We start from the raw sequence: 26,481 nt of genomic DNA, 5'->3' as shown, positions 1-26,481 counted from the left end.
GCCCTGACCACCGCGATCTGGCACAACGACCACACCGGCCAACCCGTCATGCGCTCGCTGACCGCCTACGACCACTAACCCTTCGCATCAATCATCTAGGCCCTGTCCGGAGGCGCGTGCCCGGTCAGCGCCCGCTGCGGGGCCCGTGCACCCGGCGGTGGCTCCAGGCCAGGAGGCCCAGCAGGATGAGGCCCGAGAGGATCAGGCTGGTCCCCGTCGCCCAGCCCGCGAAGGGGAGCGAGGGGACGACCCCGGCGACGACGCCCGCGGCGATCAGGCCGAGTCCGGCGAGGACCGAACCCGCGATCCGCCAGGGGGAGGCGACACTCGCCTCGACGCCCTGCATGGCCTTGACGCGGACCGGCTCCACGAAGCGGGCGAAGGCCGGCACCGCGCGGGCGACCAGCACCATGCCGGCCAGCAGCAGGAGCATGCCGGGGCCGGGCAGGACCAGCAGCACCACGCCGACCACGATGAGCACCGTCCCGGCCACGCCGAAGACGACCCGGGCCACCGGGTGGACCTGTGCCGGATCCGCCTCGTACCCGGGCCGCTGATGATCGCTCATCCGTCCACCCTAACCGGACGGCCCGCGGTTCCCGGTGCCCCGGACCGCGGTCGGCCCGCCGGAGTCCTCCGGGATGACCGCCCGGGTGCGCGCCGCGCCCGCCCGGCCGCCGGACGGCACGACGTGCCGCTCCCGGTCGCCCGCGCCGTCCCCCACCGCGACAGGCCCGGCCCGCGCGGGCCGGGCCTGTCGGGGTGCCGCCGGTCGACCCGTACCGGCGTCAGTCGACGCCGTTGCGGCGGTAGGGCTGGTAGGCCGATCCGCCGTGGAAGTACGGGTAGGGGATCTCCCGGGAGACCATGCCCGCGTCGCCGCTGTCCTCGATGCCGATGTACCTGGTGTGCGCGGCGTCCGCCCAGCCCGCGAACAGGATGGTGTGGTCGCCGGAGATCATCGCGTCGCCGGGCTTGAGGTCGGCCTTGGTGATGTGGTGGGAGACGTTGCCGCCCATCAGGCCCCAGGTGTTGAGGCCGGGGCCGGGCAGGCCCCAGGCGCAGGAGACCAGGCCCGAGCAGTCGACCCGGTAGCCGTTGGTGACGGCGCCCTGGCTGTAGCCGAGCTTGTGCTCGGCGCGCTCCAGGGCGCGTTCCACCATGGCCTTGCGCTCGGCGGACAGCCCGTCGAGGTTGGGCCGGGCCAGGACGCCGAGGCCCTCGCCGTTCTTCCGGTGCCGGCGGCCGGACCAGGCGTCCCAGCTGTTGCCGTTGGTGATCTTGGTCTTCCAGTCGCCGGTCGAGTGGTCCTTGAGCTTCGGGCCGTCGAACTTCCCGCCCGGACCGCCGACCACCGTGCCCGTCCCGCCGTCACCGCCGCCGGTGCCACCACCGCCACCGCCGCCGTGTCCGGGCGAGGTCGGCTGCGGCCTGTGACTCCCGCCACCGCCGCCACCGCCGCCGGCCCCGCCGTCGATCCCGGTGCCGGGCGACTTGGGCGCGGGCGGCTTCGGCTGCTCGCTGTGCTTGCGCTTGAGGTCCTCGGCGATCTTCCGCTCGACCTCCTCGTACGCGGCGACCATCTTCTTGATCTTCGCCGCGTCCTCGCCCAGCTCCTTGGTGAGCTTCTCCTTCGCCGCGGCCAGCGCCTCGGCCCGCGCGTTGATGTCCCGCACGTCCCCCGCGACCTCCGCCAGGATCTTCCCCGCGCCCAGGACCCCGAGGATCCCGCCGGAGAAGACGTCCGTGGCGGCCGCCTTCGCGATCGTCGCCTTGATCTGCCCGATCTTCCCGGTCATCTCCTCCATGCGCTGGTTCACCTGCTCGAAGTCCCGCTGGATCTTCTGCAGTTCCCCGACCTGGAAACCGAACTGACTCCCCGCCATCTGTCTGGCGCCTCCTCGTTCTCGCCCCCGTACGGGAAGCGCTACAGGACGTTCGCGAGCTGCTTGACCGAGCCGCTCAGCTGTCCGAGTTCGTCCGCGACGGAGTTCAACTCGCGCACCCGCCCCTGCGCGTGCGCGATGAAGGCGTCCGCGGCGGCGCCGTGCCAGGTCATCCCGCCGAGCACGGCGTTGACGTCGCGGCCGAGGGCGTCGACCTGCTTGCCCAGCTCCGCCAGCTCCTGGGCGATCTTGTTCAGCTCCGCGTCGGCGTCGCCGAACATCTTGCTGAGCGCCCAGTGCGCGATCTCGGCCGGCGCCATGATGATGTCCTCGCCGACCTTGGCCACGTCGCCGACGAGGTGCTTGACGTCTCCGATCAAGTCCATGACCGTCCCCCTGTTTCCCCGTGGTTGTTCCCCGAAAGCCTGTTCCCCACAGGCTAGCCAGTACGGTGCCCGGGCGAAATGGCCGGGTAGCGCCCGGGACGCCCCGTCCCGGCTGTTCGCGGTCCGCCCGCCGTGCCTGTGACACTGGACGTGCTCGAAAACCGAGGTGCGCCCCGGCCCCGACTTTTTGCAACCTAGAGGGATGCCCGCAGTGAGTTCTCCCGTAGCCCCGCAGCCCGCCCCCACGTTCGCGGAGCTGGCCGCCCGGCTGCCCGGCGTGATGCTGCGCGACGCGCAGCGGCTCGGCCGCCGCCTGGAGGGCACCCGCAAGGTCAGGTCGGCCGAGGGCCGGCAGAAGGTCCTGGCCGAGCTGGCGTCCGACTTCGACCGTTCCGAGGCCCGGGTGGCCGCCCGCCGGGCGGCGGTGCCGGCGATCAGGTACCCGCAGGAGCTGCCGGTCGCGCAGAAGAAGGACGAGATCCTGGCCGCCGTCCGCGACCACCAGGTGGTGATCGTGGCGGGCGAGACCGGCTCCGGCAAGACCACCCAGATCCCGAAGATCTGCCTGGAGCTGGGCCGCGGCGTCCAGGGCCTGATCGGCCACACCCAGCCGCGCCGGATCGCCGCCCGCACGGTCGCCGAGCGGGTCGCCGAGGAGCTGGACACCCCGCTGGGCGAGGCGGTCGGCTGGAAGGTCCGCTTCACCGACCAGGCCGGCCAGAACACCCTGGTCAAGCTGATGACGGACGGCATCCTGCTGGCCGAGATCCAGACCGACCGGGACTTGCGCCAGTACGACACCCTGATCATCGACGAGGCGCACGAGCGCAGCCTGAACATCGACTTCCTGCTCGGCTACCTCAAGCAGCTGCTGCCCCGCCGCCCCGACCTCAAGGTGGTCATCACCTCCGCGACCATCGACCCGGAGCGCTTCGCCGCGCACTTCGACGACGCCCCGATCATCGAGGTCTCCGGCCGCACCTACCCGGTGGAGGTCCGCTACCGCCCGCTGGTCGAGTCCACCGAGGACGCCGACCCCGACGAGGAGGAGAACGACCGGGACCGCGACCGGGACCAGGTCCAGGGCATCTGCGACGCCGTCGAGGAGCTGCAGGCCGAGGGCCCGGGCGACATCCTGGTGTTCCTCTCCGGCGAGCGCGAGATCCGCGACACCGCCGACGCGCTGACCAAGCTGAAGCTCAGGTCCACCGAGGTCCTGCCGCTGTACGCCCGGCTCTCCTCGGCCGAGCAGCACCGGGTGTTCCAGCGCTCCTCGCAGCGCCGGGTGGTGCTGGCCACCAACGTCGCCGAGACCTCGCTGACCGTCCCCGGCATCAAGTACGTGATCGACCCGGGCACCGCCCGGATCTCCCGCTACAGCCACCGCACCAAGGTGCAGCGGCTGCCGATCGAGGCGATCTCGCAGGCCAGCGCCAACCAGCGCAAGGGCCGCTGCGGCCGCACCTCGGACGGCATCTGCATCCGGCTGTACTCGGAGGAGGACTTCCTCTCCCGCCCCGAGTTCACCGACGCCGAGATCCTGCGCACCAACCTGGCCTCGGTGATCCTGCAGATGACCGCGGCGGGCCTGGGCGACATCGCCGCCTTCCCGTTCCTCGACCCGCCGGACTCCCGGAACATCAAGGACGGCGTCAACCTGCTGCACGAGCTGGGCGCCCTCGACCCGGCCGAGAAGGACCACCGCAAGCGGCTGACCGAGCTGGGCCGCAAGCTCGCCCAGCTCCCGGTCGACCCGCGGATGGCCCGGATGGTGCTGGAGGCCGACCGCCTCGGCTGCGTCCGCGACGTGATGGTGATCGCCGCCGCGCTCTCCATCCAGGACCCGCGCGAGCGCCCCGCCGAGAAGCGCCAGGCCGCCGACGAGCGGCACCGCCGCTTCCAGTCGGAGACCTCGGACTTCCTGTCCTACCTGTCGATCTGGCGCTACGTGCGGGAGCAGCAGAAGGAGCTGTCCTCCTCGGCGTTCCGCCGGATGTGCAAGTCCGAGTTCCTCAACTACCTGCGGATACGGGAGTGGCAGGACGTCTACGTCCAGCTCCGCACCATCGCCAAGCAGCTCGGCGTGACGATCGACGAGCCCCACGACGACGCCGAGCCCGATGCCGACCGGATCCACCAGGCGCTGCTCTCCGGCCTGCTCTCCCACCTGGGCCTGTTCGACGCGGAGAAGCGCGAGTACGCGGGCGCCCGCGGCGCCCGGTTCGCGGTGTTCCCGGGCTCGGGGCTGTTCAAGAAGCCGCCGCGCTGGGTGATGTCGGCCGAGCTGGTGGAGACCTCCCGGCTGTGGGCGCGGATCAACGCGAAGATCGAGCCGGAGTGGGTGGAGCCGCTGGCGGAGCACCTGATCAAGCGGACGTACAGCGAACCGCACTGGGAGAAGAAGGCCGGCGCGGTGCTGGCGTACGAGAAGGTGACGCTGTACGGGCTGCCGGTCGTCGCCCAGCGCAAGGTCAACTACGGCCGGATCGACCCGGAGCTGTGCCGGGAGCTGTTCATCCGCACCGCGCTGGTGGAGGGCGACTGGGAGACCCACCACAGGTTCTTCGCGGAGAACCGCAAGCTGCTCGACGAGGTCGAGGAGCTGGAGAACCGGGCCCGCCGCCGGGACATCCTGGTGGACGACCAGACCCTGTTCGACTTCTACGACGCCCGGCTGCCCGAGGACGTGGTCTCCGGGCGGCACTTCGACGCCTGGTGGAAGAAGACCCGTCGCGACCAGCCCGACCTGCTCAACTTCGAGAAGTCGATGCTGATCAACGACTCGGCGGACGGCGTCACCGAGGCCGACTACCCGGACTTCTGGCAGCAGGGCAAGCTGCGCTTCCCGCTGACGTACCAGTTCGAGCCGGGCAGCGACGCGGACGGCGTGACGGTGCACATCCCGCTGGCGGTGCTCAACCAGGTGGTGTCGGAGGGCTTCGACTGGCAGATCCCGGGCCTGCGCGCCGAGTTGGTGACGGCCTGGATCCGCTCGCTGCCGAAGGCGGTCCGGCGCAACTTCGTCCCGGCCCCGGACTACGCCCGGGCGGCGATGCGCGAGCTGACGGACCGCCAGGAGCCCCTGCTGCCGACGCTGGAGCGGGTGCTGCACCGGATGTCGGGCCTGCCGATCCCGCCGGAGGCGTGGGACGAGGAGCGGGTCCCGGACCACCTGAAGGTGACCTTCCGGGTCGTGGACGGCAAGCGCAAGCTCGCCGAGTCCAAGGACCTGGAGGAACTGCGCCGCAAGCTCCGGCCGAAGCTGTCCGAGACGCTCTCCAGCGCCGCGTCCGGCCGCGGCATCGAGCGCACCGGCCTGACCGCCTGGCCGGACGACCTCCCCGTCCTGCAGCGCACCTTCGAGCAGCGCTCCAAGGGCCACTCGCTGCGCGCCTACCCGGCGCTGGTGGACGAGGGCACCGGCGTGGGGATCAAGCTGTTCGACACCCAGGAGGCCCAGCGGCGGGCGATGTGGGCGGGCACCCGCCGGCTGCTGATGCTGCGGATCAACTCCCCGGCCAAGTCGATCCAGGGCCGGCTGGGCAACCAGGCCAAGCTCGCCCTGTCGTACAACCCGCACGGGTCGGTCCCGGCCCTGTTCGAGGACGTGGTGGCGGCCGCGACCGACCGCCTGATGGAACTGAACGGCGGGCCGGCCTGGGACGCGGAGGCGTTCGGCGCGCTGTACGACAAGGTCCGGGCGGACCTGTACGAGCTGTCGGCGGACACCACGCTGAAGACGGCGTCGGCGCTGATCGCCTTCCACAAGGCGTCCACCCGGCTGAAGTCGGTCTCCAGCCCGGTGCTGCTCCCCGCGGTGAACGACGTCCGGCTGCACCTGGCCTCGCTGGTGCACCCGGGCTTCGTGGCCGACACCGGCTGGCAGCGCCTGGGCGACCTGAAGCGCTACCTGCTGGCGGTGGACCGCCGGTTGGAGGCGCTGCCCAACCACCCGCAGCGCGACCTGCAGAACCTGCTGAAGGTGCAGGCGGTGCAGCAGGCGTACGGGGAGCTGCTGGCGCGGGTGCCGGCGGGCCGGGAGCCGTCGCCGGAGGTGAGGGCGGTGCGCTGGATGATCGAGGAGCTGCGGGTGAGCTTCTTCGCGCAGGGGCTGGGGACGCCGAGCCCGGTGTCGGAGAAGCGGATCCTCAAGGCGATGGAGGCCGCGGCGGCGAACCTGTGAGGCCGGGTCGGACCGGCTCCGGGGTGCTCCGGAGCCGGTTCGACCTGGGGGGTCGCGATGCAGTACAGTCTGTCTTGTTCGCAGGCGAGAGCAGGCGGGCAAGGATCAGAACACTGGTCCCGTGGAGCAGTTGGTTAGCTCGCCACCCTGTCAAGGTGGAGGTCGCGGGTTCAAGTCCCGTCGGGATCGCAGTAGCGTGAGGCCCGGAACCGTAAGGTTCCGGGCCTTATCGCGTTTCCGGGGCGCCGCGCAAGATAACGCCACTGTGATCACCGTCACTGGACACCTTTTGAGATGCGACTTCGGGAGCATCTCCACAAAGTGCCCCGATTTAATATGTAAAATTGTACCGACTTTCCCGGGAATGCCCCCCTCCCCCAGTCATCCCAAAGGGAATCGCGCGTTCCACCCGGAGCGCCCCTCCGGGCGTGCCGGGGCGCGGCGGGGCGCGGCGGCCGGGCACGCCGAAGGGCCGTTCCCTCCGACCCGGCGGAGTCGGAGGGAACGGCCCTTCGGACCGTCGGCGGCGCCCCGACCCGGCGGAGTCGGGGAGCTGCCCGGGAAGTACGGGGATCAGACCTCGGTGCGCTGAGCCGGAATACCGGCCAGCAGGGCGCGCACCTCCGCCTCGCGGTAGCGGCGGTGGCCGCCGAGAGTCCGGATCGACGTGAGCTTGCCGGCCTTGGCCCAGCGGGTCACGGTCTTCGGATCCACGCGGAACATGGTGGCGACCTCTGCCGGCGTCAGCAGGGGCTCGGCGTCAGGGGTACGAGCGGTCATGAGCGGCCTCCTCGGGAGAACCGAACCAGGGCGGTTCTATCCTTCAAATTCTGCACCTTGGCCCGCGATGCCCGAAATGGCACGGACGGGCCGAGTCGGTTATAGGACGAACGGCTTGTCCTGGTGTCTACAACTACACCATCCGTCCAGCCCCATCGGCCAAACCGTCAAAATTGACCCCTCACGGGTTCAAGAGCGACGGAAGGCCCCGGACCATCCCATAGCGGACAGTCACGCAGTGGTGACGTCCGGTCACGTTGCGACACGCCTGCGCGCGCTTGGGCTGGTTGTCCCATTTTGGCATATAGGTCTGAGTTCGCGTCAACGGTGAGTAGTATCACGTTCCATGGGGATTGACCCGATCCGGGACCATGGTCCCGGAAACCGGGGCAATGGTATGGACCATCCTCCCCCCTGGCGCCGGATCCGGCCAGTGGCAATTTCCTGACGCCCCATCATCGCCCCCGCGTCGCGCCCCGGCCGGTTCAGGACGCCTGGCGCAGCGCCAGCACCCGCCGCCAGCGCGCCGTCAGCGCCTCGTAGGCCCGCAGCGCCGCGCCGGTGTCCCCGGCCCGCAAGGAGCCCAGCCCGTCCGCCAGTTCGCCCACCGAGCGCTCCTCGGCCAGCCCGCGCGGGCCCAGCAGCCGGGCCAGACCGCCGTAGTCCAGTTCCACCAGCGAGCGCGGGTGGAACTCCTCCAGCCACCGCCCGACCTCCTCCGCGCCGTCCACCAGCGGCCCGCCCGGCGCCCGCTCCCGCAGCACCCGGTACGCCCGGGCCACCCGGCGGCGGGCCTGCACCATCGGCGTCAGGTAGAACAGCGCGGCCGGCTCCGGCCGCTCGCCCTCCCCCGACGAGCCGTACTCGCCCTCCGGCACGTGCCGCCGGTCCTCCTCGCCGAACGGCAGGAACCAGCGCAGCGGCACCTCCCAGCGGCTGGAGGCGATCCACGGCCGGGCGTCGGGGTGCTCCCGCTGCCACCGCTCCCGGTCCGCCTCCCCGGCCGCCCGCAGGGCCGGCGGCAGCACGGTGTCCACCAGGTGCGCGGGCAGCGTCCGCTGCAGCTCCTGGAGGGCCAGCCAGCCCCGCAGCCGGGTCGTCCAGGGGCACACGTAGACCACCCCGTCCAGCGTCCGCACGTACGCCCGCTCGTCCTCCTTCTCGGGCAGCGGGCGGGGCGTGAGGGAGGCCGCGGCGGCCAGCGCGGCCCGCTGCTCGGCCAGCGCCGCCGCGGTCACCGGCCGCCCCGGCCCCTCGGCGTCGGGGCCGTGCTCGGCGGCGTACGCCTGCCAGCGCGCGCGGTCGGGCTCGGGGAAGGCGGCCAGCGGCTCGTAGACGCGCAGCTGCGCGGTGTACGGAGGAAGCACGGTCGTGCGCCAGGCGGTCACGCTCCGCATCGTCGCACGCCCCCGGGACGGCCGTCAGGGGTGTCGTGCGGACGGCTTCGGTCGTTGTGCTCCGGGGGCCTCCGAGGGGCAGATTCGAAGGCGATCCCAGGGCTAGGCTTCGTCCAGACGCCCGCACCACCGCCGCGGGCCATCCTTTACTGGAGTCACCACCGTGACCGACGTACACACCACGCACCCCGCACCAGGCGTGCTGGGCCGAGTCTTCGGCACCGGCCAGGAGGGCGAGGGGCACGAGCAGGTCGTGCTCTGCCACGACCGCTCCTCCGGCCTCAAGGCGATCATCGCCATCCACTCCACCGCCCTCGGCCCGGCCCTGGGCGGCACCCGCTTCTTCCCGTACGGGACGGAGGAGGAGGCGCTGCAGGACGCGCTGAACCTCTCCCGCGGGATGAGCTACAAGAACGCCCTCGCCGGGCTCGACCTCGGCGGCGGCAAGGCCGTCATCATCGGCGACCCGGACCGGGACAAGAACGAGGCGATGCTGCGCGCCTACGGGCGCTTCGTGGAGTCCCTGCGCGGCCGCTACGTCACCGCCTGCGACGTGGGCACCTACGTGCAGGACATGGACGTGGTGGCCCGGGAGACCTCCTTCGTCACCGGCCGCTCGCCCGAGCACGGCGGCGCCGGCGACTCCTCGGTGCTGACCGCCTTCGGCGTCTTCCAGGGCATGCGGGCCTCCGCCCGGGCCCGCTGGGGCCAGCCGACCCTGAGCGGGAAGCGGGTCGGCGTCGCGGGCGTCGGCAAGGTCGGCCACTACCTGGTCGGCCACCTGGTCGAGGACGGCGCCACCGTGGTCGTCACGGACGTCTCCGAGGCGGCCGTGAACCGCGTCCGGGCCGCCCACCCCCGGGTCGAGGTGGTGGCCGACACCGCCGCCCTGCTGAACGCCTCGCTGGACGTCTACGCCCCGTGCGCGCTCGGCGGCGCGCTCACCGACGACACCGTCGGCGCGCTCGGCGCGGCCGGCACCTCGATCGTCTGCGGCGCGGCCAACAACCAGCTCGCCCACCCCGGCGTCGAGAAGGACCTCGCCGACCGCGGCATCCTGTACGCGCCCGACTACCTGGTGAACTCCGGCGGCGTGATCCAGGTCGCCGACGAGATCGAGGGCTTCGACTTCGACCGGGCGAAGAAGAAGGCGTCCAGGATCTTCGACACCACCCTGGAGATCTTCACCCGGGCCGCCGCCGACGGCGTCCCGCCCGCGGTCGCCGCCGACCGGCTCGCCGAGAAGCGGATGCGGGAGATCAGCGCGCTGCGCTCGGTGCTGCTCCCGGCGGCCCGCCGGGGCTGACCGCCGCCGCCCGCCGTGCGCGGGGCCGGCATCGCCCGGCCCCGCGCATCACGATGTGGAACCGGATTCTCAGTCCGTCCCCCGATCGGGCGATACCGCGCCCCCTTCGGGGGATAATCTCTGCAGGAACGACGGGTCCGGTCACCTGCCGGACAGCCTGCGAAATCACCGTAATTCCCCTCTGACCTGGGAGGACCCGGTTCGGGGGGGCTCGGGTGCGCGCCACGTCACACGGGCGACGTACCGTACGGCGGCGGAAACAGGTACCGTTAATGCTCCAAGGGACGGTTTCCCACTTCGGGCAGGCCGGACCTGATCATCAACACGTGTCAGACTCGGGGCCGTGAGCCCCACCGTTGAGGGGGTCGACCCATGGGGCGCGGCCGGGCCAAGGCCAAGCAGACGAAGGTCGCCCGCGAGCTGAAGTACAACAGCGGCGGGTTCGACGCTAACCGTCTGTCTCACGAGCTGGGTGTATCTCCGTCCACCGCGATCGAGCCTGAACCGATCGAGGACGACGACGAGGACGACCCCTACGCGGCTTACGCGGACAGGTACAACGACGACGACGATGACGACGAGGACACCCCTCCGGCTCGTCGCCGCGCCTGACGTTCTCCGACCGGACCGGTCCGAGCGCTCCCCGTGAGCGCCGGGCCGGTTTTCGGCGTCCCCGCGCCGCGCACCGCCGCCCCGCGGCGACCCGGCCGAGCACGAGGGGCCCCGCCGCACCGCGCGGCGGGGCCCCTCGGTGTGCCCGGGATCAGAACGCCTCGTAGGCGTTGTACAGCGCGGCGCCGCCGTCGTGCTCGTCGGTGCGCTCGACCACGTCCCCCAGCAGCCAGGCCTCCACGTCGCGGTCCTCCAGGACGGCGAGGACGGTGTCGACCGACTCCGGCGGGACGACGGCGACCATGCCGACGCCCATGTTCAGGGTCTTCTCGATCTCCAGGGTCTGCATGGCGCCGACCTTGGCGACGGTGCGGAACACCGGCAGCGGCGACCAGGTGCCGCGGTCGAGGCGGGCGTGCAGGCCGTCCGGGATGACCCGGGCCAGGTTGGCGGCCAGGCCGCCGCCGGTGACGTGCGAGAAGGCGTGGATCTCGGTGGCCCGGGCCAGCGCCAGGCAGTCCAGCGAGTAGATCCTCGTCGGCTCCAGCAGTTCCTCGCCGAGGGTGCGGCCGAACTCCTCGACCCGGCGGTCCAGCGACCAGCCGGCCTGGTTCAGCAGCACGTGCCGCACCAGCGAGTAGCCGTTGGAGTGCAGGCCGGAGGCGGCCATCGCGATCACCGCGTCGCCCGCCCGGACCCGGTCCGGGCCGAGCAGGGCGTCCGCCTCGACCACGCCGGTGCCGGCGCCCGCGACGTCGTACTCGTCCGGGCCGAGCAGGCCCGGGTGCTCGGCGGTCTCGCCGCCGACCAGCGCGCAGCCGGCCAGCGTGCAGCCCTCGGCGATGCCCTTGACGATCGCGGCGACCCGCTCCGGGACGACCTTGCCGACGCAGATGTAGTCGGTCATGAACAGCGGCTCGGCGCCGCACACCACCAGGTCGTCGACGACCATGGCGACCAGGTCGTGGCCGATGGTGTCGTGCTTGTCCATGGCCTGGGCGATGGCGACCTTGGTGCCGACGCCGTCGGTGGCGGTGGCCAGCAGCGGGCGCTCGTAGCGCTTGAAGGCGGAGGCGTCGAACAGTCCGGCGAAGCCGCCGAGCCCGCCGACCACCTCGGGCCGGTTGCTCTTCTTCACCCACTGCTTCATCAGCTCGACGGCGCGGTCGCCGGCCTCGATGTCGACACCCGCGGCGGCGTAGGTCGCCCCGGTCTCGTTGCTGGTCACTCGGTGTGGCCCTTTCGAAGTGGTGGTGCCGCCTCCCCCGGCCGCGGCCGGGAGGGGTGCCCCCGGCCCGTGCCGGGGGCGGTGCGCACGGTTACGGGCGTCGCAGCGCGTCCGCCGCGCCGGCTCCGCCCAGCAGCGACTGCACGCCGTCGAGGTCGCTGGTCTGCTTGCTGCCGCGGACGGGCTGCTTGGCCTGGCCACCGGCGATCTCGGCCTCGAGCAGGAGCTTGCCGAGCAGCGCCGGGTCGGGCAGCTCCATCGGGTACTCGCCGTCGAAGCAGGCCCGGCAGAGCTGGTCCTTGGGCTGCTTGGTGGCCTCGATCATCCCGTCGATGGAGATGTAGGCCAGCGAGTCCGCACCCAGCGAGCGGCCGATCTCCTCGACCGACAGGCCGTTGGCGATCAGTTCGGCGCGGGTGGCGAAGTCGATGCCGAAGAAGCACGGCCACTTCACCGGCGGCGAGGAGATCCGGATGTGGACCTCGGCGGCACCGGCCTCGCGCAGCATCCGGACCAGCGCGCGCTGGGTGTTGCCGCGGACGATCGAGTCGTCCACGACCACCAGGCGCTTGCCCCGGATGACCTCCTTGAGCGGGTTGAGCTTGAGCCGGATGCCGAGCTGGCGGATGGTCTGGTTGGGCTGGATGAAGGTGCGGCCCACGTAGGCGTTCTTCACCAGGCCGGAGCCGAACGGGATGCCGCTGGCCTCGGCGTAGCCGATCGCGGCGGGGGTGCCGGACTCCGGCGTCGCTATCACCAGGTCGGCCTCGACCGGGGACTCGGCGGCCAGCTTGCGGCCCATCTCCACCCGGGAGAGGTGCACGTTGCGGCCGGCGATGGTGGTGTCCGGGCGGGCCAGGTAGACGTACTCGAAGACGCAGCCCTTGGGCTTGGCCTCGGCGAAGCGCGAGGTGCGCATGCCGTTCTCGTCGATGGCGATCAGCTCGCCGGGCTCCACCTCGCGGATGAAGCTGGCGCCGACGATGTCGAGGGCGGAGGTCTCGGAGGCCACCACCCAGCCGCGCTCGATCCGGCCGAGCACCAGCGGGCGGATGCCCTGCGGGTCGCGGGCGGCGTAGAGCGTGTGCTCGTCCATGAAGACCAGCGAGAAGGCGCCCTTGACGCCGGGCAGCACCTTGCGGGCCGTCTCCTCGATCGTCAGGTCCGGGTGGCCGGCCAGCAGGGCGGTCAGCAGGTCGGTGTCGTTGGTGGCCGCGGTCCGGCCGGAGCGGGAGACGTGCTCCTCGCCCGGCAGTTCGGCGACCATCGCCGCGAGTTCGGCGGTGTTGACCAGGTTTCCGTTGTGGCCGAGGGCCAGCGATCCGTGAACGGTCGCGCGGAAGGTCGGCTGGGCGTTCTCCCAGACCGAGGACCCGGTGGTCGAGTAGCGGGCATGTCCGACGGCGATATGCCCGTGCAGCGACCCCAGGGAGGTCTCGTCGAAGACCTGGGAGACAAGCCCCATGTCCTTGAAGACGAGAATCTGGGAGCCGTTGCTCACTGCGATGCCCGCGGATTCCTGTCCGCGGTGCTGCAGGGCATAGAGGCCGAAGTACGTGAGCTTCGCGACCTCTTCGCCGGGAGCCCAGACACCGAAGACGCCGCAAGCGTCCTGGGGGCCCTTCTCGCCGGGGAGGAGGTCGTGGTTGAGTCGTCCGTCACCACGTGGCACGTCTCCGAGTCTAGGGCAGCCTGGGCGAACGGCCTGATGGCAGCCTCCGGGTACGCGCGTAGATACCGCCTCTTACCAGCTTTTCGCACAGCGGGGGTGCGCCTTCACGCCCTTGTCATCAGGCTTTCGCACGGTGGACGGACGGACGAACGTGAGCCTGCTCACCCTGGGTGACCGGCGGGGCCCGACGGCGCTCAGGCCGCGGGCAGCAGCAGCCGCCAGGAGTCCGGGCGGACCGTCCAGGTGCGGTGGCGGACCGGGCCGACCGGGCAGCCATCCGCCTCGTAGCCGAAGTCGCGCCCGGCGACGGTGAGCCGGCCGGCCCGGTGGCGCAGCGGGCGGCCGTCGAGGTCGAGGACGAGCTCCATCTCGCCGTCGGCCATGGCCACCCGCAGGTGGCGCACCCGCTGGTGGACGTCGGCCAGCAGGCGGCCGTCGGCCTCGATCCGGAGCTCCTCCACACCGGAGGGGCTCGCCTGCTCGGCCGCAGCCAATTTCGCCCATAGCGAACGCCAACCACCCGTCCGGCCCTGGCGCGGGCCGGTGAAGCGCACCTCGGCCAGCACCACGCCGCCGCCGTCGTCCAGCAGCAGGTCGAGCCGCCGGGCGGTGCCGCCCAGCACCGCGCGGGCCGCCGCGACCGGCTCGGCCGGCACCCCGAGCAGCCGGGCGGTGGCGGTGGCCACCGGCCCGCCCACCGGCACCAGGCCCACCGGGTCGGTGTCCAACTCCCGCTGCCGGTGCAGGGCCTGGAGCACCCGCTGCAACGCCTGGTCGGACCCGATCACCACGGCCCGGCGCCGCCCCCGGTGCGCCAGCACCCGGTCGAGCTCGGACGGGCTCTCGGGCAGCGCGACCTTGACGTCGGCACCGCCGCACAGCACGTCCTTGGCGATCCGCACCGACTCCCCGTCGGCCTCCCGCGCCGAGGGGTCGAGCAGCACCAGCAGCGGCCCGGGGCCCCCGGCGTCCTCCGGGGGGCGGGATACGGGCGTGGACAGCGACGACACGACCGGTCCTTCCTCAGGTAATCTCTCGGTGCAAGAGCCCCTTGCGCCGTTGCGCCAGGGGCTTCGTCCATCTCGGGCCAGACTGCGGTCTACGCAGGATGCCCCAACCGGAAGGGGTGTACGCCTGTGCCGGCACTCGTGCTCGTTGGCGCCCAGTGGGGAGACGAGGGCAAGGGGAAGGCCACCGACCTCCTCGGCGGCTCCGTCGACTACGTCGTCCGCTACCAGGGCGGCAACAACGCCGGTCACACGGTGGTCATCGGCGACCAGAAGTACGCCCTGCACCTGCTGCCCTCCGGCATCCTCAGCCCCAACGTCGTGCCGGTGATCGGCAACGGCGTGGTGATCGACCCGGGCGTGCTGCTCTCCGAGCTCAAGGGCCTGGACGAGCGCGGCATCGACACCTCGAAGCTGCTGATCTCGGGCAACGCCCACCTGATCACCCCGTACCACCGGACGCTGGACAAGGTCACCGAGCGCTTCCTCGGCAAGCGCCGGATCGGCACCACCGGCCGCGGCATCGGCCCGGCCTACGCCGACAAGATCAACCGCGTCGGCATCCGGGTCCAGGACCTGTTCGACGAGTCGATCCTGCGCCAGAAGATCGAAGCGGCGCTGCACGACAAGAACCAGCTGCTGGTGAAGCTCTACAACCGGCGCGCGATCCCGGCCGAGCTGGTGCTCGAGGAGTACCTGGGCTACGCCGACAAGATCAAGCCCTACCTGGCCGACACCACCCTCGTCCTGGACGAGGCGCTGAAGGCGAACAAGGTCGTCCTGCTGGAGGGCGGCCAGGGCACCCTGCTGGACGTCGACCACGGCACGTACCCGTTCGTCACCTCGTCGAACCCGACCTCCGGCGGCGCCTGCACCGGCTCCGGCATCGGCCCGACCAAGATCGACCGGGTCATCGGCATCCTCAAGGCGTACACCACCCGGGTCGGCTCGGGCCCGTTCCCGACCGAGCTGCTGGACGCCGACGGCGACGCGCTGCGCCGGATCGGCGGCGAGCGCGGCGTCACCACCGGCCGCGACCGGCGCTGCGGCTGGTTCGACGCGGTGATCGCCCGCTACGCGACCCGGGTCAACGGCCTGACCGACTTCTTCCTCACCAAGCTGGACGTGCTGACCGGCTGGGAGCAGATCCCGGTCTGCGTGGCGTACGAGATCGACGGCAAGCGGGTCGAGGAACTCCCGTACAACCAGTCGGACTTCCACCACGCGAAGCCGATCTACGAGAACCTGCCCGGTTGGAGCGAGGACATCTCGAAGGCGCAGTCCTTCGGCGACCTGCCGAAGAACGCCCAGGCGTACGTGAAGGCGCTGGAGGAGATGTCGGGCGCCCCGATCTCCGCGATCGGCGTCGGCCCCGGCCGGACCGAGACCATCCAGATCAACTCCTTCCTGTAGGCCGCGGACGGCGAAAGGCCCGGCGCTCCCGCTCGTACGCGGGGGCGCCGGGCCTTTCGCACGCGGCCGGCGGGGCCGGTCAGTAGATGGCGGCGGAGACGATCGCCGCCACGGCCAGGTTGGTGGAGGCGGTCACCCAGACCGCCGGGTGCGGCTCGCCGTCGACCAGCAGCTCGCCCAGCCTGCCGGGCGTGACCAGGTCGAGCACCCAGAACGAGACCGCCATCAGCAGCAGGCCGAACAGGCCGAACACGGCGGCCGCGACCAGGCCCTTGACGAACTCCTGGTAGGTCGACATCACCGCGGTGAACACGATCGCGCCGATCGACAGCAGCGCCGAGCTGAGCACCACGGCGGCGTTGCGGTTGCGCTCGATCCAGATCTGCCGGCGCAGTTCGCCCGGCGTCAGCGCGTCGACCAGCAGCACGCCGAGCAGCAGCAGCACCAGGCCGACCGCACCGTACGCCGCCGCGTACCCCAGCTGGTGAAGGATGTCGTTCATCCGCCCCGCCCCTCCTGCCTGTCCGCCTGCCGGCCCCGTGCCGAGGACCGGCACAACATAGCGCACGGGCCGGAGGGCGGAGGGGGCGGCGGCGGGGCTCAGTCGTTGTGCTCGACCAGGCGGTCCAGGCAGACCGCGATGGCGATCATCAGCGGGACGTCGGCGCCGTCCTCGACCTCCACGCCGTAGGTGTCGCGGATCCGGAACCACTTGCGGGAGACCTCGGCGAGGCGGTGGCCGTCGCCCTTGACGGTGTACTCCTTGTCGAGCAGGTCCCCGTGGACCTCGTACTCGCCGCCGTTCTCCAGCTCCACGTGGTACTTGTCGTGGAACGGGGTGAACAGCTTCTTGCGGACGGTCGCGACCACGTCCCCGTCCGCGTTCTCGATCTTCATCGCGTCGCGGACGGTCACCACCTTCTCCCGGATGGTGGCGACCGTGTTGCCCTCGGTGTCCTGCAGTTCGAAGGTGTCGCGCAGCCGCAGCACCTTGCCGTCCACCAGGAACGCCTTCTCGCCGTGCTCGTCCTCGACCCAGTAGTCGTCGCCGACCGCGAAGAGGCGCTCCTTGACCACGAACTTCCGACCCATGTCCCCGACTCCTCGTCTGGTGCTCGCCGGCCCGCCGTCGGGCGGCACCCGACATGGTGCCACCGGCCGCTACGTCAGGCCCCACAACAGGCGGTAGTAGGCGAGCCGTTCGGCGTCCTCCCGGACGCCGTACGCCTCCAGCAGGGGACGCTCCCAGCCCGGGCCGTAGTTCCACACCGTGCTCCAGGACGCCACCGCGAGGTCGGCCCAGCGGTCGGCGACGCCCAGGGCGCCCAGGTCGACGTGGCCCGAGAAGCGGCCGTCGTCGCCGACCAGGGTGTTGGGCGCGCAGGCGTCCCCGTGGCAGACCACCTCGACGTCCACCGGCGGCGGATCGGCCAGCACCGCCAACGCCCGCTCCACCGTGCCGTACCGGCGCAGGTCCGGGTGCCAGCTGGCCGGGTCGAGGCGCAGCTCGGCGGCCCGGGCCACCCGCCCCGACGCGGACCACGCGTACGGGCAGCCGGCCACCGGCAGCGCCTCGTGGAAGGCCCGCAGGCCCTCGCCGACCGCCCGGACGGCCGTCGCGGGTTCCCGCCTGAGCTCCTCGTCCACGGCGGAGCGGCCCGGCAGGCCCGCCGTCAGCAGCCAGCTGCCGCTCTCGTCGCCGCCCAGGCCCAGCACCTCCGGGACGGTGGTGAACCGCCCCGCCCAGCCCAGCCGTTCGGCCTCCACCGCGAGGTCGGCGGAGCTGCCGGCCGGCGCCCACTTGGCGAACCGCCGCCCCGGCCCGTCACCGAGCCGGAACGTCAGCCCCTGCAGCTGGTTGCGCCACACCACGGCGATCGGCGCGCCGGCGGCCAACTCGACGACGGCGGGCGGGACCTCGACCTCGACCTCGGGCACGTGAGCGAACATCCGGCCATTGTCGCCCGGGCCCCGCGCGGCGTCACCCCTCCCCTCCCTCCCCTCCCCGACGGACCGGCCCGAAACCTCCGAGCGCTTCCACCGGGCCGTCTGCCGTCCTCGGGCGCGGGCCGGCCCGTGACCGCCGCAAGGCCGACCGGAGGCCGCCCACCCGTTCGAACCACGGCACCGGCCCGCCGCCCGAGTGGTGGTCGGGCGTCCGGATCGACGTCGGTCCCGTCCCGGGCGACGAGCGGGCCGCGACCCCCGCCCGGACGGGCTCCGTCGCGGCGGGGAACCGGGGCGGCACGCCGGACGTACCTACCGGCACGAGGAACGGGGGGACGGCGTGTCCGAGTGCGTCCGGAGCTTGGAACCGGCGGAGGCGGAGCGGCTGCGGCCGCCGGCCCCCGCCGCGGCGGCCCGCCGGTGAACGCGCCCCGCCCCGGTGAGCCGCCCGGCGAACTGCTCGGCACCGGCCGCACCGCGGACGTCTTCGCGCTGCCCGGCGGGTGGGTGCTGCGCCGCTACCGCGACCCGGCCGCCGCGTGGGCCGACGCCCGGGGCGAGGCCGGACTGATGGCGTACCTGGCCGGGCACGGCTACCCGGTGCCGGCCGCCCGGCCCGGCGAGCGGCCCACCGACCTGCTGATGGAACGGCTGGAGGGCCCCACCCTGGCGCGGGCCGTCACCACCGGCGCGGTCGCACCCGACGCCGCCGGGCGGATCCTCGCCGACCTGCTGCTGCGCCTGCACGCCGTCCCGCCGCGCACCGCCGCCCGGCCCGGCGACCGGCTGCTGCACCTCGACCTGCACCCCGAGAACGTGCTGCTCGCCGCAGGCGGACCGGTCGTCATCGACTGGGCCACCGCCACCGAGGGCGACCCCGGCCTGGACCGCGCGACGAGCGCCCTCGTCCTCGCCCAAGCCCTGCTCGGCATGCCCGAATTCGCCGACGCCGCACCCGCCCTCCTCGTCCCCCTGCTGCGCGCCCTCCCCCCGCTCACCGCCGACCACCTCGCCCGGGCCCGCGCCCGCCGCGCCGCCGACCCGGTGCTCGACCCCGCCAGCCACGCCCGGCTGGACGCGGCCGTCGCCCTGGTCCGCGCCTGCGCGGCGACGGCGGCCGGGGGAGGCGGCGCGGAATCCGCGGGCACCGCACCGCCGCCACCGCCGGGAGACCTCACCGGCCCGTCGGGCCAAGGTCGTTGCTACCGCACCCCCACCGAGCAGGCACTCCGGGCGGATGAGTAAGTTGTGCGCGCACAACACCGTGCGCCCATGACCCGGGAGGGGTTCCGCCACCTGCGGAAGACAGCCTTCAAACGCGCCACCGCCGTCCTGCTCGGCGCGGCGGCCATCGCCCTGGCCGCCCCGGCCGCCCCTGCCTCCGCCGACGCGGAACTCCCGGAGGTCATCCGGCTGGACAGCGGCGCGCAGCTGACGGCCGGTCACGACTTGCGGAGCGGCGACACCCGGCTCGTCATGCAGGACGACGGCAACCTGGTGCTCTACCTGGTCAACGACGCGGGCCAGCGCGGCCCCGCCGTCTGGAGCACCGGCACCTACAACAACTGGGGCGCCCACCTGGTCATGCAGACCGACGGCAACCTCGTCCTCTACCGTCAGGGCGGCGACACCCAGGCCAACGTCCTCTGGAGCACCGGAACCTGGAACCACACCGGCGCCTGGGCGATGTTCTTCGACGGTGAGCTGAAGCTGAACAGCAGCGACAACCACATCATCTGGGACAACCGCACCGGCGTCTGCAGGACGGGCAGCACCGACAGCGGCCCGAGCCGCGACGACGTCATCAGGGCCGGCGGCCGCACCATGACCGCCGGAATGTGGCTGAAGTCCAACTCGGTGTGGCTGGTCAACCAGCAGGACGGCAACCTCGTCCTCTACCGCAAGCGCGACGGTGCCGCCCTGTGGTCCAGCCACACCGCCAACCGCCCGCCGACCGTCCTGTACGTCTCGGACACCTCGTCCAGGGGCGCCCTGACCACGTGGTCCACCAAGGACGGGACGACCGTCTGGTCCACCCCGGCCAAGGGCGGCCCCGGCACCTACGCCGTGGTCCAGGACGACGGCAACTTCGTCGCCTACAACGGCTCCGACCAGGCCGTCTGGTCCACCGGCACCTGGGGCAACTGGTAACCGCCGGCCCCCTCGGAGGGACGTCCCGGCGGATGAGTAAGTTGTGCGCGCACAACACCGTGCACCCATGACCCGGGAGGGGTTCCGCCACATGCGGAAGACAGTCTTCAAGCGCGCCACCGCCGTCCTGCTCGGCGCGGCCGCCATCGCCCTGGCCGCCCCCGCCGTCCAGGCCGGCGCCGACTCGCCCTCGAACCCGACCTCCGTCCAGCTGCGCGGCGGCTCGGCGCTGACCGCCGGCCAGTACCTGCAGAGCGGCGAGTCCCAGCTCGTCATGCAGGACGACGGCAACCTCGTCCTCTACCTGGTCAACACCTCCGGCCGTCGCGGCCCCGCCGTCTGGTCCTCGGGCACCTACAACAACCCGGGCGCCCACCTCGCCATGCAGGACGACGGCAACCTGGTCGTCTACCGCCAGGGCGGCGACACCCAGGCCAACGCCGTCTGGAGCACCAGCAGCTGGAACAACCCCGGCGCCTACCTGACCATGTGGGACGGCCAGGTGTCGCTCGTCACCGCGCAGGGCCGCGGGCTCTGGGAGACCAAGACCGGCGTCTCGGTGGCCGTCGGCTACGGCGGCCCCAACCCGGCCGGCATGTTCAACTCCAGCCGCGGCCTGGCGACCGGGACGTGGCTGAAGTCGAACTCGGTGTGGCTGCTCAACCAGCAGGACGGCAACGTCGTCCTCTACCGCAAGAGCGACGGGGCCGCCCTGTGGTCCACCCACACCGCCAACCGTCCGAAGTCCATCGCCTTCGTCGAGACCACGTCCAACGTGGCCGCCATCGTCATGTACGCCGTCGACAACGGCCAGACCATCTGGGGCACCCCCGTCAAGGGCGGCCCGGGCACCCACGCCGTGGTCCAGGACGACGGCAACTTCGTGGTCTACAACGGCTCCGACCAGGCCGTCTGGTCCACCGGCACCTGGGGCAACTGGTAGCCACCGGCCCCCGCCCGGGGCCCGGACGCACCCGCGTCCGGGCCCCTTCCCGCACCTCCGCCCCGGCCGCCGGGCCGCCGGCCGTCAGGCGGCGCAGCCCCGACGACCAGTACCAGGCTCGCGCGGTGCCCGCCCCTTCCCGGTCGGTGCCCGTCCGCAGGTAGCCGGCGCTCCTCGTTGGGCCTCCCCCGGAATCCCGGTCCGAACGGTGGGGTTGGATGGTGGCATGACTTCTCGTGCGCGTGTCCGCGCCCCCGAACTGGTGGGCAAGGGCGGATGGCTGAACACCGGGGGCAAGGACCTGTCCCTGGCGGATTTCCGCGGCAAGATCGTGATCGCGGACTTCTGGACCTTCTGCTGCATCAACTGCCTCCACGTCCTGGACGAACTCCGGGAGCTGGAGGAGCGGCACCGGGACACCGTGGTGATCGTCGGCGTGCACTCGCCGAAGTTCGTCCACGAGGCCGACCACCGGGCGGTGGTCGACGCGGTGGCCCGGTACGAGGTGCACCACCCGGTGCTGGACGATCCGGAGCTGGTGACGTGGAAGCAGTACGCGGTGCGGGCCTGGCCGACGCTGGTGGTGATCGACCCGGAGGGGTACGTGGTCGCCCAGCACGCCGGGGAGGGGCACGCGCACGCGATCGCCAAGCTGGTGGAGGAGCTGGAGGCCGAACACGCCGCGAAGGGGACGCTGCGGCGCGGCGACGGGCCGTACGTGGCGCCCGAGCCGCGCGCCGGTGACCTGCGGTTCCCGGGGAAGGCGGTGCGGCTGCCGGACGGCCACTACCTGGTCGCGGACTCGGGGCACCACTCGCTGGTGGAGCTGGCCGAGGACGGCGAGCGCGTGGTGCGGCGGATCGGTGACGGCGTGCGCGGGCTGGTGGACGGCGCCGAGCCGCGGTTCAGCGAGCCGCAGGGCCTGGCGCTGGTGCCGGAGGGCCTCGGCCTGGACTACGACGTGGTGGTGGCCGACACCGTGAACCACGCGCTGCGCGGGGTGCGGCTCGCCGACGGCTCGGTGACCACGCTGGCCGGCACCGGCCGGCAGTGGTGGCAGGGTACGCCGACCGCCGGGGCGGCCCGCGAGGTGGACCTGTCCTCGCCGTGGGACGTGGCGTTCTTCGACGGCCGGGTGTGGATCGCGATGGCGGGCGTGCACCAGCTGTGGTCCTTCGACCCGGCGGGCGGGACGGTCGGGGTCGCGGCGGGCACCACCAACGAGGGCCTGGTGGACGGCCCGGCCGGCGAGGCCTGGTTCGCCCAGCCGTCCGGTCTCGCGGTGTCCGCCGACGGCGGGCGGCTGTGGGTGGCCGACGCGGAGACCTCCGCGCTGCGCTGGGTTTCACGTGGAACCCACGAGGTGCGCACCGCCGTCGGCACCGGCCTGTTCGACTTCGGGCACCGGGACGGCGCCGCCGAGCAGGCCCTGCTGCAGCACCCGCTGGGCGTGACGGTGCTGCCCGACGGCTCGGTGGCCGTCAGCGACACCTACAACCACGCGCTGCGCCGCTACGACCCGGCGTCCGGCGAGGTCACCACGCTGGCCACCGACCTGCGCGAGCCGTCCGGCGCGGTGGTGGTGGACGGCGACATCGTGGTGGTGGAGTCGGCCCGGCACCGGCTGACCAGGCTGCGGCTGCCCGAGGAGGCCGTCCGGGTGGAGGCGGTCGCGCACCGCACGCGGCGGGCCGCGACCGAGGTCGCCCCGGGCGCGCTGCGGCTGGACGTGGTGTTCTCCGCGCCGACCGGCCAGAAGCTCGACGAGCGCTACGGCCCGTCCACCCGGCTGCTGGTCAGCGCGACGCCGCCGGAGCTGCTGGTGTCCGGCGCGGGCGCGGACAGCGCGCTCAGCCGCGAGCTGGTGCTCTCGGACGAGGTCGCGGAGGGCGTGCTGCACGTCTCGGCGATGGCGGCGTCCTGCGACGACGACCCGGAGATCGAGTACCCGGCCTGCCACGTGCACCAGCAGGACTGGGGCGTGCCGGTGAAGCTGGTGGCGGGCGGCGCGAGCCGGCTGCCGCTGGTGCTGGCCGGGATGGAGTGACCGGGCGCGGGGTGCGGGCCGGGGGCCCGCACCCCGTCGGGCCTCAGCCCTCCAGGAAGGCCTTGATCGCGCTCGCCAGGTAGTGCGGGTCCTCCGCGCCGCACAGCTCGCGGGCGGAGTGCATGGACAGCGCGGCGATGCCGCAGTCCACCGTGGTGATGCCGAGCCGGGCCGCGGTGATCGGGCCGATCGTGGTGCCGCAGGGCATCGCGTTGTTGGAGACGAAGGACTGCCACGGCACGCCGGCCTTCTCGCAGGCGGCGGCGAACACCGCCCGGCCGACGCCGTCGGTGGCGTACCGGTTGTTGACGTTGACCTTGAGGATCGGGCCGCCGTTGGGCATCGGGTGGTGGCCGGGCTCGTGCCGCTCGCTGTAGTTGGGGTGGACGGCGTGGCCCATGTCGGAGGAGAGGCAGACGGTGCCGGCCAGCGCCCGGGCGCGGTCCTCCAGGGTGCCGCCGCGGGCGTGGCAGGAGCGCTCCAGCACGTTGCCCAGCAGCGGGCTCTGCGCGCCGGTGTCGGACTCGCTGCCGGTCTCCTCGTGGTCGAAGGCGGCCAGCACCGGGATGTACGGCAGTTCGCCGCCGGCCTCGGCGACGGCGGCCAGCGCGGCGGTGGCGGCGTGCACGGAGAGCTGGTTGTCCAGCCGGGGCCCGGCCAGCAGTTCGCGGTCGCGGCCCAGGTAGGCGGGCGGCTGCACGTCGTGCGCCATCAAGTCCCAGCCGGCGATGTCGGCGGCGGCCAGCCCGGCCTTCTCGGCGACGTACTCCAGCAGGGCGCCCTCGGTGGTGCCGCCGATTCCCCAGATCGGCGTCAGGTGGCGCTGGCGGTCGAGCTTGAGGCCGTCGTTGACCCCGCGGTCGAGGTGGATGGCCAGTTGCGGGACGCGCAGCAGCGGCTCGTCCAGGTGCACCAGCCGGGTGGTGCCGTCGCGCAGCGCGAGCCGGCCGGAGAGCCCCAGGTCCCGGTCGAGCCAGGTGTTCAGCGGGACGCCGCCGTAGATCTCCACGGCGACCTGCCGCCAGCCGGCCGAGCTGGTGTCGGGCACCGGCTTGACCCGCAGGTTCGGCGAGTCGGTGTGGGTGCCGACCACCCGGTACGGGGTCGCGGCCGTCGCGTTCTCCGGCACGTACCAGGCGATCAGGGCGCCGCCGCGCACCAGGTAGCGGCCGCCGCTGCCGCCGTCCCAGGCGTCCGTCTCGCTGACCCGGCGGAAGCCGACCCGCTCCAGTCGCTCGGCCGCGCTCGCCACCGCGTGGTACGGGGAGGGGGAGGCGGCCAGGAAGGCGACGAGGTCGTCCGTGTGCTTCCGGTCGAAGTGGGCCCTGCGGGCGGCGGTCGACATTTTGCTCCTGGGTAGAGGACGGGACGGGCCTGGTGGGGTTGCGGGTCCGCCCCCTGAGCATATGCCCGTACACGGACAGGGCCTCGGGAAGTCCGCAACGGTGACACAACAGTGAACGCAGCGCGACACGACGCGGCACCGGGCCCCTCGGCACCGGCCGGAACGACGCCGCGGGGCCCGGTGCAGTACCGGGCCCCGCGGGGTGAGGGTGGGTCAGGCGGTCCTGTGGTGGGCGCGCCGGGTCGACCGGATCAGAACGCCTCTTCGGCCAGCTCCATCAGCTCGTTGTCGATGTTCTCGGCGATCTGGCGCTGCGCGGCGGTGGTCGGCAGCACGGTGCGGGCGAAGTGCTTGGCGGCGGCGACCTTGCCCCGGTAGAACGCGACGTCCTTCCCGGAAGCGCCCGCCTCCAGCTTGGCGAGCGCGACGGCGGCCTGGCGCAGCAGCAGCCAGCCGACCACCACGTCGCCGGAGACCATCAGCAGGCGGGTGGTGTTCTGGCCCACCTTGTACATGTTCTTGACGTCCTGCTCGACCGCCGTCAGGTCGGCGATCAGCTTGCCGACGATGGCCTCCAGGTCGCCGGCGGCCTTGGCCAGCAGGTCGCGCTCGGCGGCCAGCTCGGCGCCGCCCTCGCCGGTGGCCAGGAACTTGGTGATCTGCTCGTTGACGGCGGTCAGCGCCTGGCCGCCGTCCTTGACGATCTTGCGGAAGAAGAAGTCCTGGCCCTGGATGGCGGTGGTGCCCTCGTACAGGGTGTCGATCTTGGCGTCCCGGATGTACTGCTCGATCGGGTACTCCTGCAGGTAGCCGGAGCCGCCGAAGGTCTGCAGCGACTGGGCGAGCTGCTCGTAGGACTTCTCCGAGCCGTAGCCCTTGACGATCGGCAGCAGCAGGTCGTTCAGGCGCTCGGCGGCGGCGTCGTGCTCGCCGCGCAGGCGGGCGGCCAGCATGTCGTCCTGCACCGAGGCGGTGAACAGCACGAGGGCGCGCATGCCCTCGGCGTACGCCTTCTGGGTCAGCAGCGAGCGGCGCACGTCGGGGTGGTGGGTGATGGTGACGCGCGGCGCGGTCTTGTCCATGAACTGCGAGATGTCGGCGCCCTGCACGCGCTCCTTGGCGTACTCCAGCGCGTTCAGGTAGCCGGTGGACAGGGTGGCGATGGCCTTCGTGCCGACCATCATCCGGGCGAACTCGATGATCTTGAACATCTGGCGGATGCCGTCGACGGTCTCGCCGAGCAGCCAGCCCTTGGCCGGGTGCTTGGCACCGAAGGTCATCTCGCAGGTGTTGGACGCCTTGAGGCCCATCTTGTGCTCGACGTTGGTGGCGTAGACGCCGTTGCGCTCGCCGAGCTCGCCGGTCTCCCAGTCGAAGTCGAACTTCGGCACGATGTACAGGCCCAGGCCCTTGGTGCCCGGCTTGCCGCCCTCGGGGCGGGCCAGCACCAGGTGGATGATGTTCTCGGACATGTCGTGCTCGCCCGAGGTGATGAAGCGCTTGACGCCCTCGATGTGCCAGGAGCCGTCCTCCTGCTTGACCGCCTTGGTGCGGCCGGCGCCCACGTCGGAGCCCGCGTCCGGCTCGGTCAGCACCATGGTGGCGCCCCACAGCCGCTCGACCATGCGCTGGGCGACCTTCTGCTGCTCCTCGGTGCCCTCGTCGTAGACGACGCCGGCGAAGGCCGGGCCGGAGGAGTACATCCAGATCGCCGGGTTCGAGCCGAGCACCTGCTCCGCGTACGCCCAGACCAGGGAGTTCGGGGTGACCTGGCCGCCGATGCCCTCCGGGATGCCCAGGCGCCACCACTCGGCGTCCATGAAGGTCTGGTAGCTCTTCTTGAAGGTCTCCGGGAGCGGAGCGGTGTTGGTCTCCGGGTCGAACACCGGCGGGTTGCGGTCGGCGTCGACGAACGAGGCGGCGAGGTCGTTCTCGGCCAGCCGGGCGATCTCGCTGAGGATGTTCTTCGCGGTGTCGACGTCCATCTCGGCGAACGGACCGGTGCCGTACACCTGGTCGCGGCCGAACACCTCGAAGAGGTTGAACTCCACGTCCCGCAGGTTGGACTTGTAGTGACCCATGACCGTTTCTCCGGTTCGTCTGCTCCACGGGCGGCCGATTCCGGCGCACCGCTTACCCACCAGTACGCCCCATGATGCTACCCGTTGGTAACTTGTT

Annotated in this window: 21 protein-coding genes and 1 tRNA gene; 9 read left to right on the top strand and 13 right to left on the bottom strand. The window is 72.3% G+C overall.

Annotated elements, in window-relative coordinates:
* Positions 1-124: 124 nt before the first annotated feature.
* The 3 genes from OO48_RS17815 to OO48_RS17805 all read right to left on the bottom strand — a co-directional run bounded on the left by OO48_RS17815 (position 125) and on the right by OO48_RS17805 (position 2,272).
* Positions 125-568 (bottom strand): PGPGW domain-containing protein, encoded by a 444-nt coding sequence (locus tag OO48_RS17815; protein ID WP_051732259.1) that lies wholly within the window; start codon positions 566-568, stop codon positions 125-127.
* 220 nt (positions 569-788) lie between these two features.
* Positions 789-1,886 (bottom strand): hypothetical protein, encoded by a 1,098-nt coding sequence (locus OO48_RS38385; RefSeq protein WP_051732258.1) that lies wholly within the window; start codon positions 1,884-1,886, stop codon positions 789-791.
* Between the two features lie 41 nt (positions 1,887-1,927).
* Positions 1,928-2,272, bottom strand: coding sequence for a hypothetical protein (locus OO48_RS17805; protein WP_033217338.1), 345 nt, complete (start codon positions 2,270-2,272; stop codon positions 1,928-1,930).
* Between the two features lie 202 nt (positions 2,273-2,474).
* On the opposite strand from OO48_RS17805, the gene hrpA reads away from it, so the two are divergent.
* Together hrpA and OO48_RS17795 are read left to right on the top strand one after the other, a co-directional pair.
* On the top strand, positions 2,475-6,455 hold the full coding sequence (gene hrpA / locus OO48_RS17800) for an ATP-dependent RNA helicase HrpA (protein ID WP_033217337.1): 3,981 nt from the start codon (positions 2,475-2,477) through the stop codon (positions 6,453-6,455).
* A 115-nt stretch (positions 6,456-6,570) separates the two neighbouring features.
* Positions 6,571-6,644 (top strand) — tRNA-Asp (locus OO48_RS17795).
* 384 nt (positions 6,645-7,028) lie between these two features.
* Here the strand turns inward: OO48_RS17795 and bldC are convergent.
* Positions 7,029-7,235 (bottom strand): developmental transcriptional regulator BldC, encoded by a 207-nt coding sequence (gene bldC / locus OO48_RS17790; RefSeq protein WP_030459248.1) that lies wholly within the window; start codon positions 7,233-7,235, stop codon positions 7,029-7,031.
* Positions 7,236-7,720: 485 nt separating this feature from the next.
* A complete protein-coding gene (locus OO48_RS17785; RefSeq protein WP_245194694.1) occupies positions 7,721-8,623 on the bottom strand; it encodes a DUF8083 family protein in 903 nt (300 codons plus the stop codon).
* Positions 8,624-8,795: 172 nt separating this feature from the next.
* Here OO48_RS17785 and OO48_RS17780 point away from each other — a divergent pair, with 172 nt between their 5' ends.
* Together OO48_RS17780 and OO48_RS17775 are read left to right on the top strand one after the other, a co-directional pair.
* Positions 8,796-9,938: a Glu/Leu/Phe/Val dehydrogenase dimerization domain-containing protein gene (locus OO48_RS17780; protein WP_033217335.1), complete on the top strand. Its 1,143-nt coding sequence runs from the start codon at positions 8,796-8,798 to the stop codon at positions 9,936-9,938.
* Positions 9,939-10,310: 372 nt separating this feature from the next.
* Positions 10,311-10,550, top strand: a complete 240-nt coding sequence (locus OO48_RS17775) for a DUF3073 domain-containing protein (protein WP_033217334.1) — start codon at positions 10,311-10,313, stop codon at positions 10,548-10,550.
* A 151-nt stretch (positions 10,551-10,701) separates the two neighbouring features.
* Here OO48_RS17775 and purM read toward each other — a convergent pair whose 3' ends face one another.
* The 3 genes from purM to OO48_RS17760 all read right to left on the bottom strand — a co-directional run bounded on the left by purM (position 10,702) and on the right by OO48_RS17760 (position 14,460).
* The gene (purM, locus tag OO48_RS17770; protein WP_033217333.1) at positions 10,702-11,778 is read right to left on the bottom strand and encodes a phosphoribosylformylglycinamidine cyclo-ligase; all 1,077 of its coding nucleotides are present in this window, start codon (positions 11,776-11,778) and stop codon (positions 10,702-10,704) included.
* A 91-nt stretch (positions 11,779-11,869) separates the two neighbouring features.
* Entirely contained in the window at positions 11,870-13,450 is a 1,581-nt protein-coding gene (gene purF / locus OO48_RS17765) for an amidophosphoribosyltransferase (RefSeq protein WP_033217332.1), read from the bottom strand.
* Positions 13,451-13,644: 194 nt separating this feature from the next.
* The gene (locus tag OO48_RS17760) at positions 13,645-14,460 is read right to left on the bottom strand and encodes a diacylglycerol kinase (RefSeq protein ID WP_245194693.1); all 816 of its coding nucleotides are present in this window, start codon (positions 14,458-14,460) and stop codon (positions 13,645-13,647) included.
* A 126-nt stretch (positions 14,461-14,586) separates the two neighbouring features.
* Here OO48_RS17760 and OO48_RS17755 point away from each other — a divergent pair, with 126 nt between their 5' ends.
* The gene (locus OO48_RS17755; RefSeq protein WP_033217331.1) at positions 14,587-15,870 is read left to right on the top strand and encodes an adenylosuccinate synthase; all 1,284 of its coding nucleotides are present in this window, start codon (positions 14,587-14,589) and stop codon (positions 15,868-15,870) included.
* Between the two features lie 79 nt (positions 15,871-15,949).
* On the opposite strand, the gene OO48_RS17750 is transcribed toward OO48_RS17755, so the two are convergent.
* The 3 genes from OO48_RS17750 to OO48_RS17740 form a co-directional block, all read right to left on the bottom strand.
* On the bottom strand, positions 15,950-16,372 hold the full coding sequence (locus OO48_RS17750) for a DUF350 domain-containing protein (protein ID WP_033217330.1): 423 nt from the start codon (positions 16,370-16,372) through the stop codon (positions 15,950-15,952).
* A 98-nt stretch (positions 16,373-16,470) separates the two neighbouring features.
* Positions 16,471-16,962, bottom strand: a complete 492-nt coding sequence (locus OO48_RS17745) for an LURP-one-related/scramblase family protein (RefSeq protein ID WP_033217329.1) — start codon at positions 16,960-16,962, stop codon at positions 16,471-16,473.
* Between the two features lie 69 nt (positions 16,963-17,031).
* Positions 17,032-17,820 (bottom strand): aminoglycoside 3'-phosphotransferase, encoded by a 789-nt coding sequence (locus tag OO48_RS17740; RefSeq protein ID WP_033217328.1) that lies wholly within the window; start codon positions 17,818-17,820, stop codon positions 17,032-17,034.
* A 417-nt stretch (positions 17,821-18,237) separates the two neighbouring features.
* On the opposite strand from OO48_RS17740, the gene OO48_RS17735 reads away from it, so the two are divergent.
* The 4 genes from OO48_RS17735 to OO48_RS17720 all read left to right on the top strand — a co-directional run bounded on the left by OO48_RS17735 (position 18,238) and on the right by OO48_RS17720 (position 22,958).
* Positions 18,238-19,062 carry a phosphotransferase gene (locus OO48_RS17735; protein ID WP_063830698.1) on the top strand — a complete coding sequence of 275 codons (825 nt, stop codon included), beginning with the start codon at positions 18,238-18,240 and terminating at the stop codon, positions 19,060-19,062.
* Between the two features lie 27 nt (positions 19,063-19,089).
* Entirely contained in the window at positions 19,090-19,968 is an 879-nt protein-coding gene (locus OO48_RS17730; RefSeq protein ID WP_033217327.1) for a hypothetical protein, read from the top strand.
* Positions 19,969-20,059: 91 nt separating this feature from the next.
* Positions 20,060-20,911 (top strand): hypothetical protein, encoded by an 852-nt coding sequence (locus tag OO48_RS35230; protein ID WP_157845479.1) that lies wholly within the window; start codon positions 20,060-20,062, stop codon positions 20,909-20,911.
* Between the two features lie 226 nt (positions 20,912-21,137).
* The gene (locus OO48_RS17720; protein WP_033217325.1) at positions 21,138-22,958 is read left to right on the top strand and encodes an NHL domain-containing thioredoxin family protein; all 1,821 of its coding nucleotides are present in this window, start codon (positions 21,138-21,140) and stop codon (positions 22,956-22,958) included.
* Between the two features lie 43 nt (positions 22,959-23,001).
* On the opposite strand, the gene OO48_RS17715 is transcribed toward OO48_RS17720, so the two are convergent.
* Positions 23,002-24,303 (bottom strand): M18 family aminopeptidase, encoded by a 1,302-nt coding sequence (locus OO48_RS17715; RefSeq protein WP_033217323.1) that lies wholly within the window; start codon positions 24,301-24,303, stop codon positions 23,002-23,004.
* Between the two features lie 251 nt (positions 24,304-24,554).
* The gene (locus tag OO48_RS17710; protein ID WP_033217320.1) at positions 24,555-26,384 is read right to left on the bottom strand and encodes an acyl-CoA dehydrogenase; all 1,830 of its coding nucleotides are present in this window, start codon (positions 26,382-26,384) and stop codon (positions 24,555-24,557) included.
* Between the last annotated feature and the right edge of the window lie 97 nt (positions 26,385-26,481).

This window comes from Kitasatospora phosalacinea, assembly GCF_000716545.1.
In the GTDB taxonomy this organism is placed as follows: Bacteria; Actinomycetota; Actinomycetes; order Streptomycetales; family Streptomycetaceae; genus Kitasatospora; species Kitasatospora phosalacinea.
The sequence above is the reverse complement of the archived record's forward strand: the minus strand, read 5'-3'. Positions and strand labels throughout refer to the sequence as shown.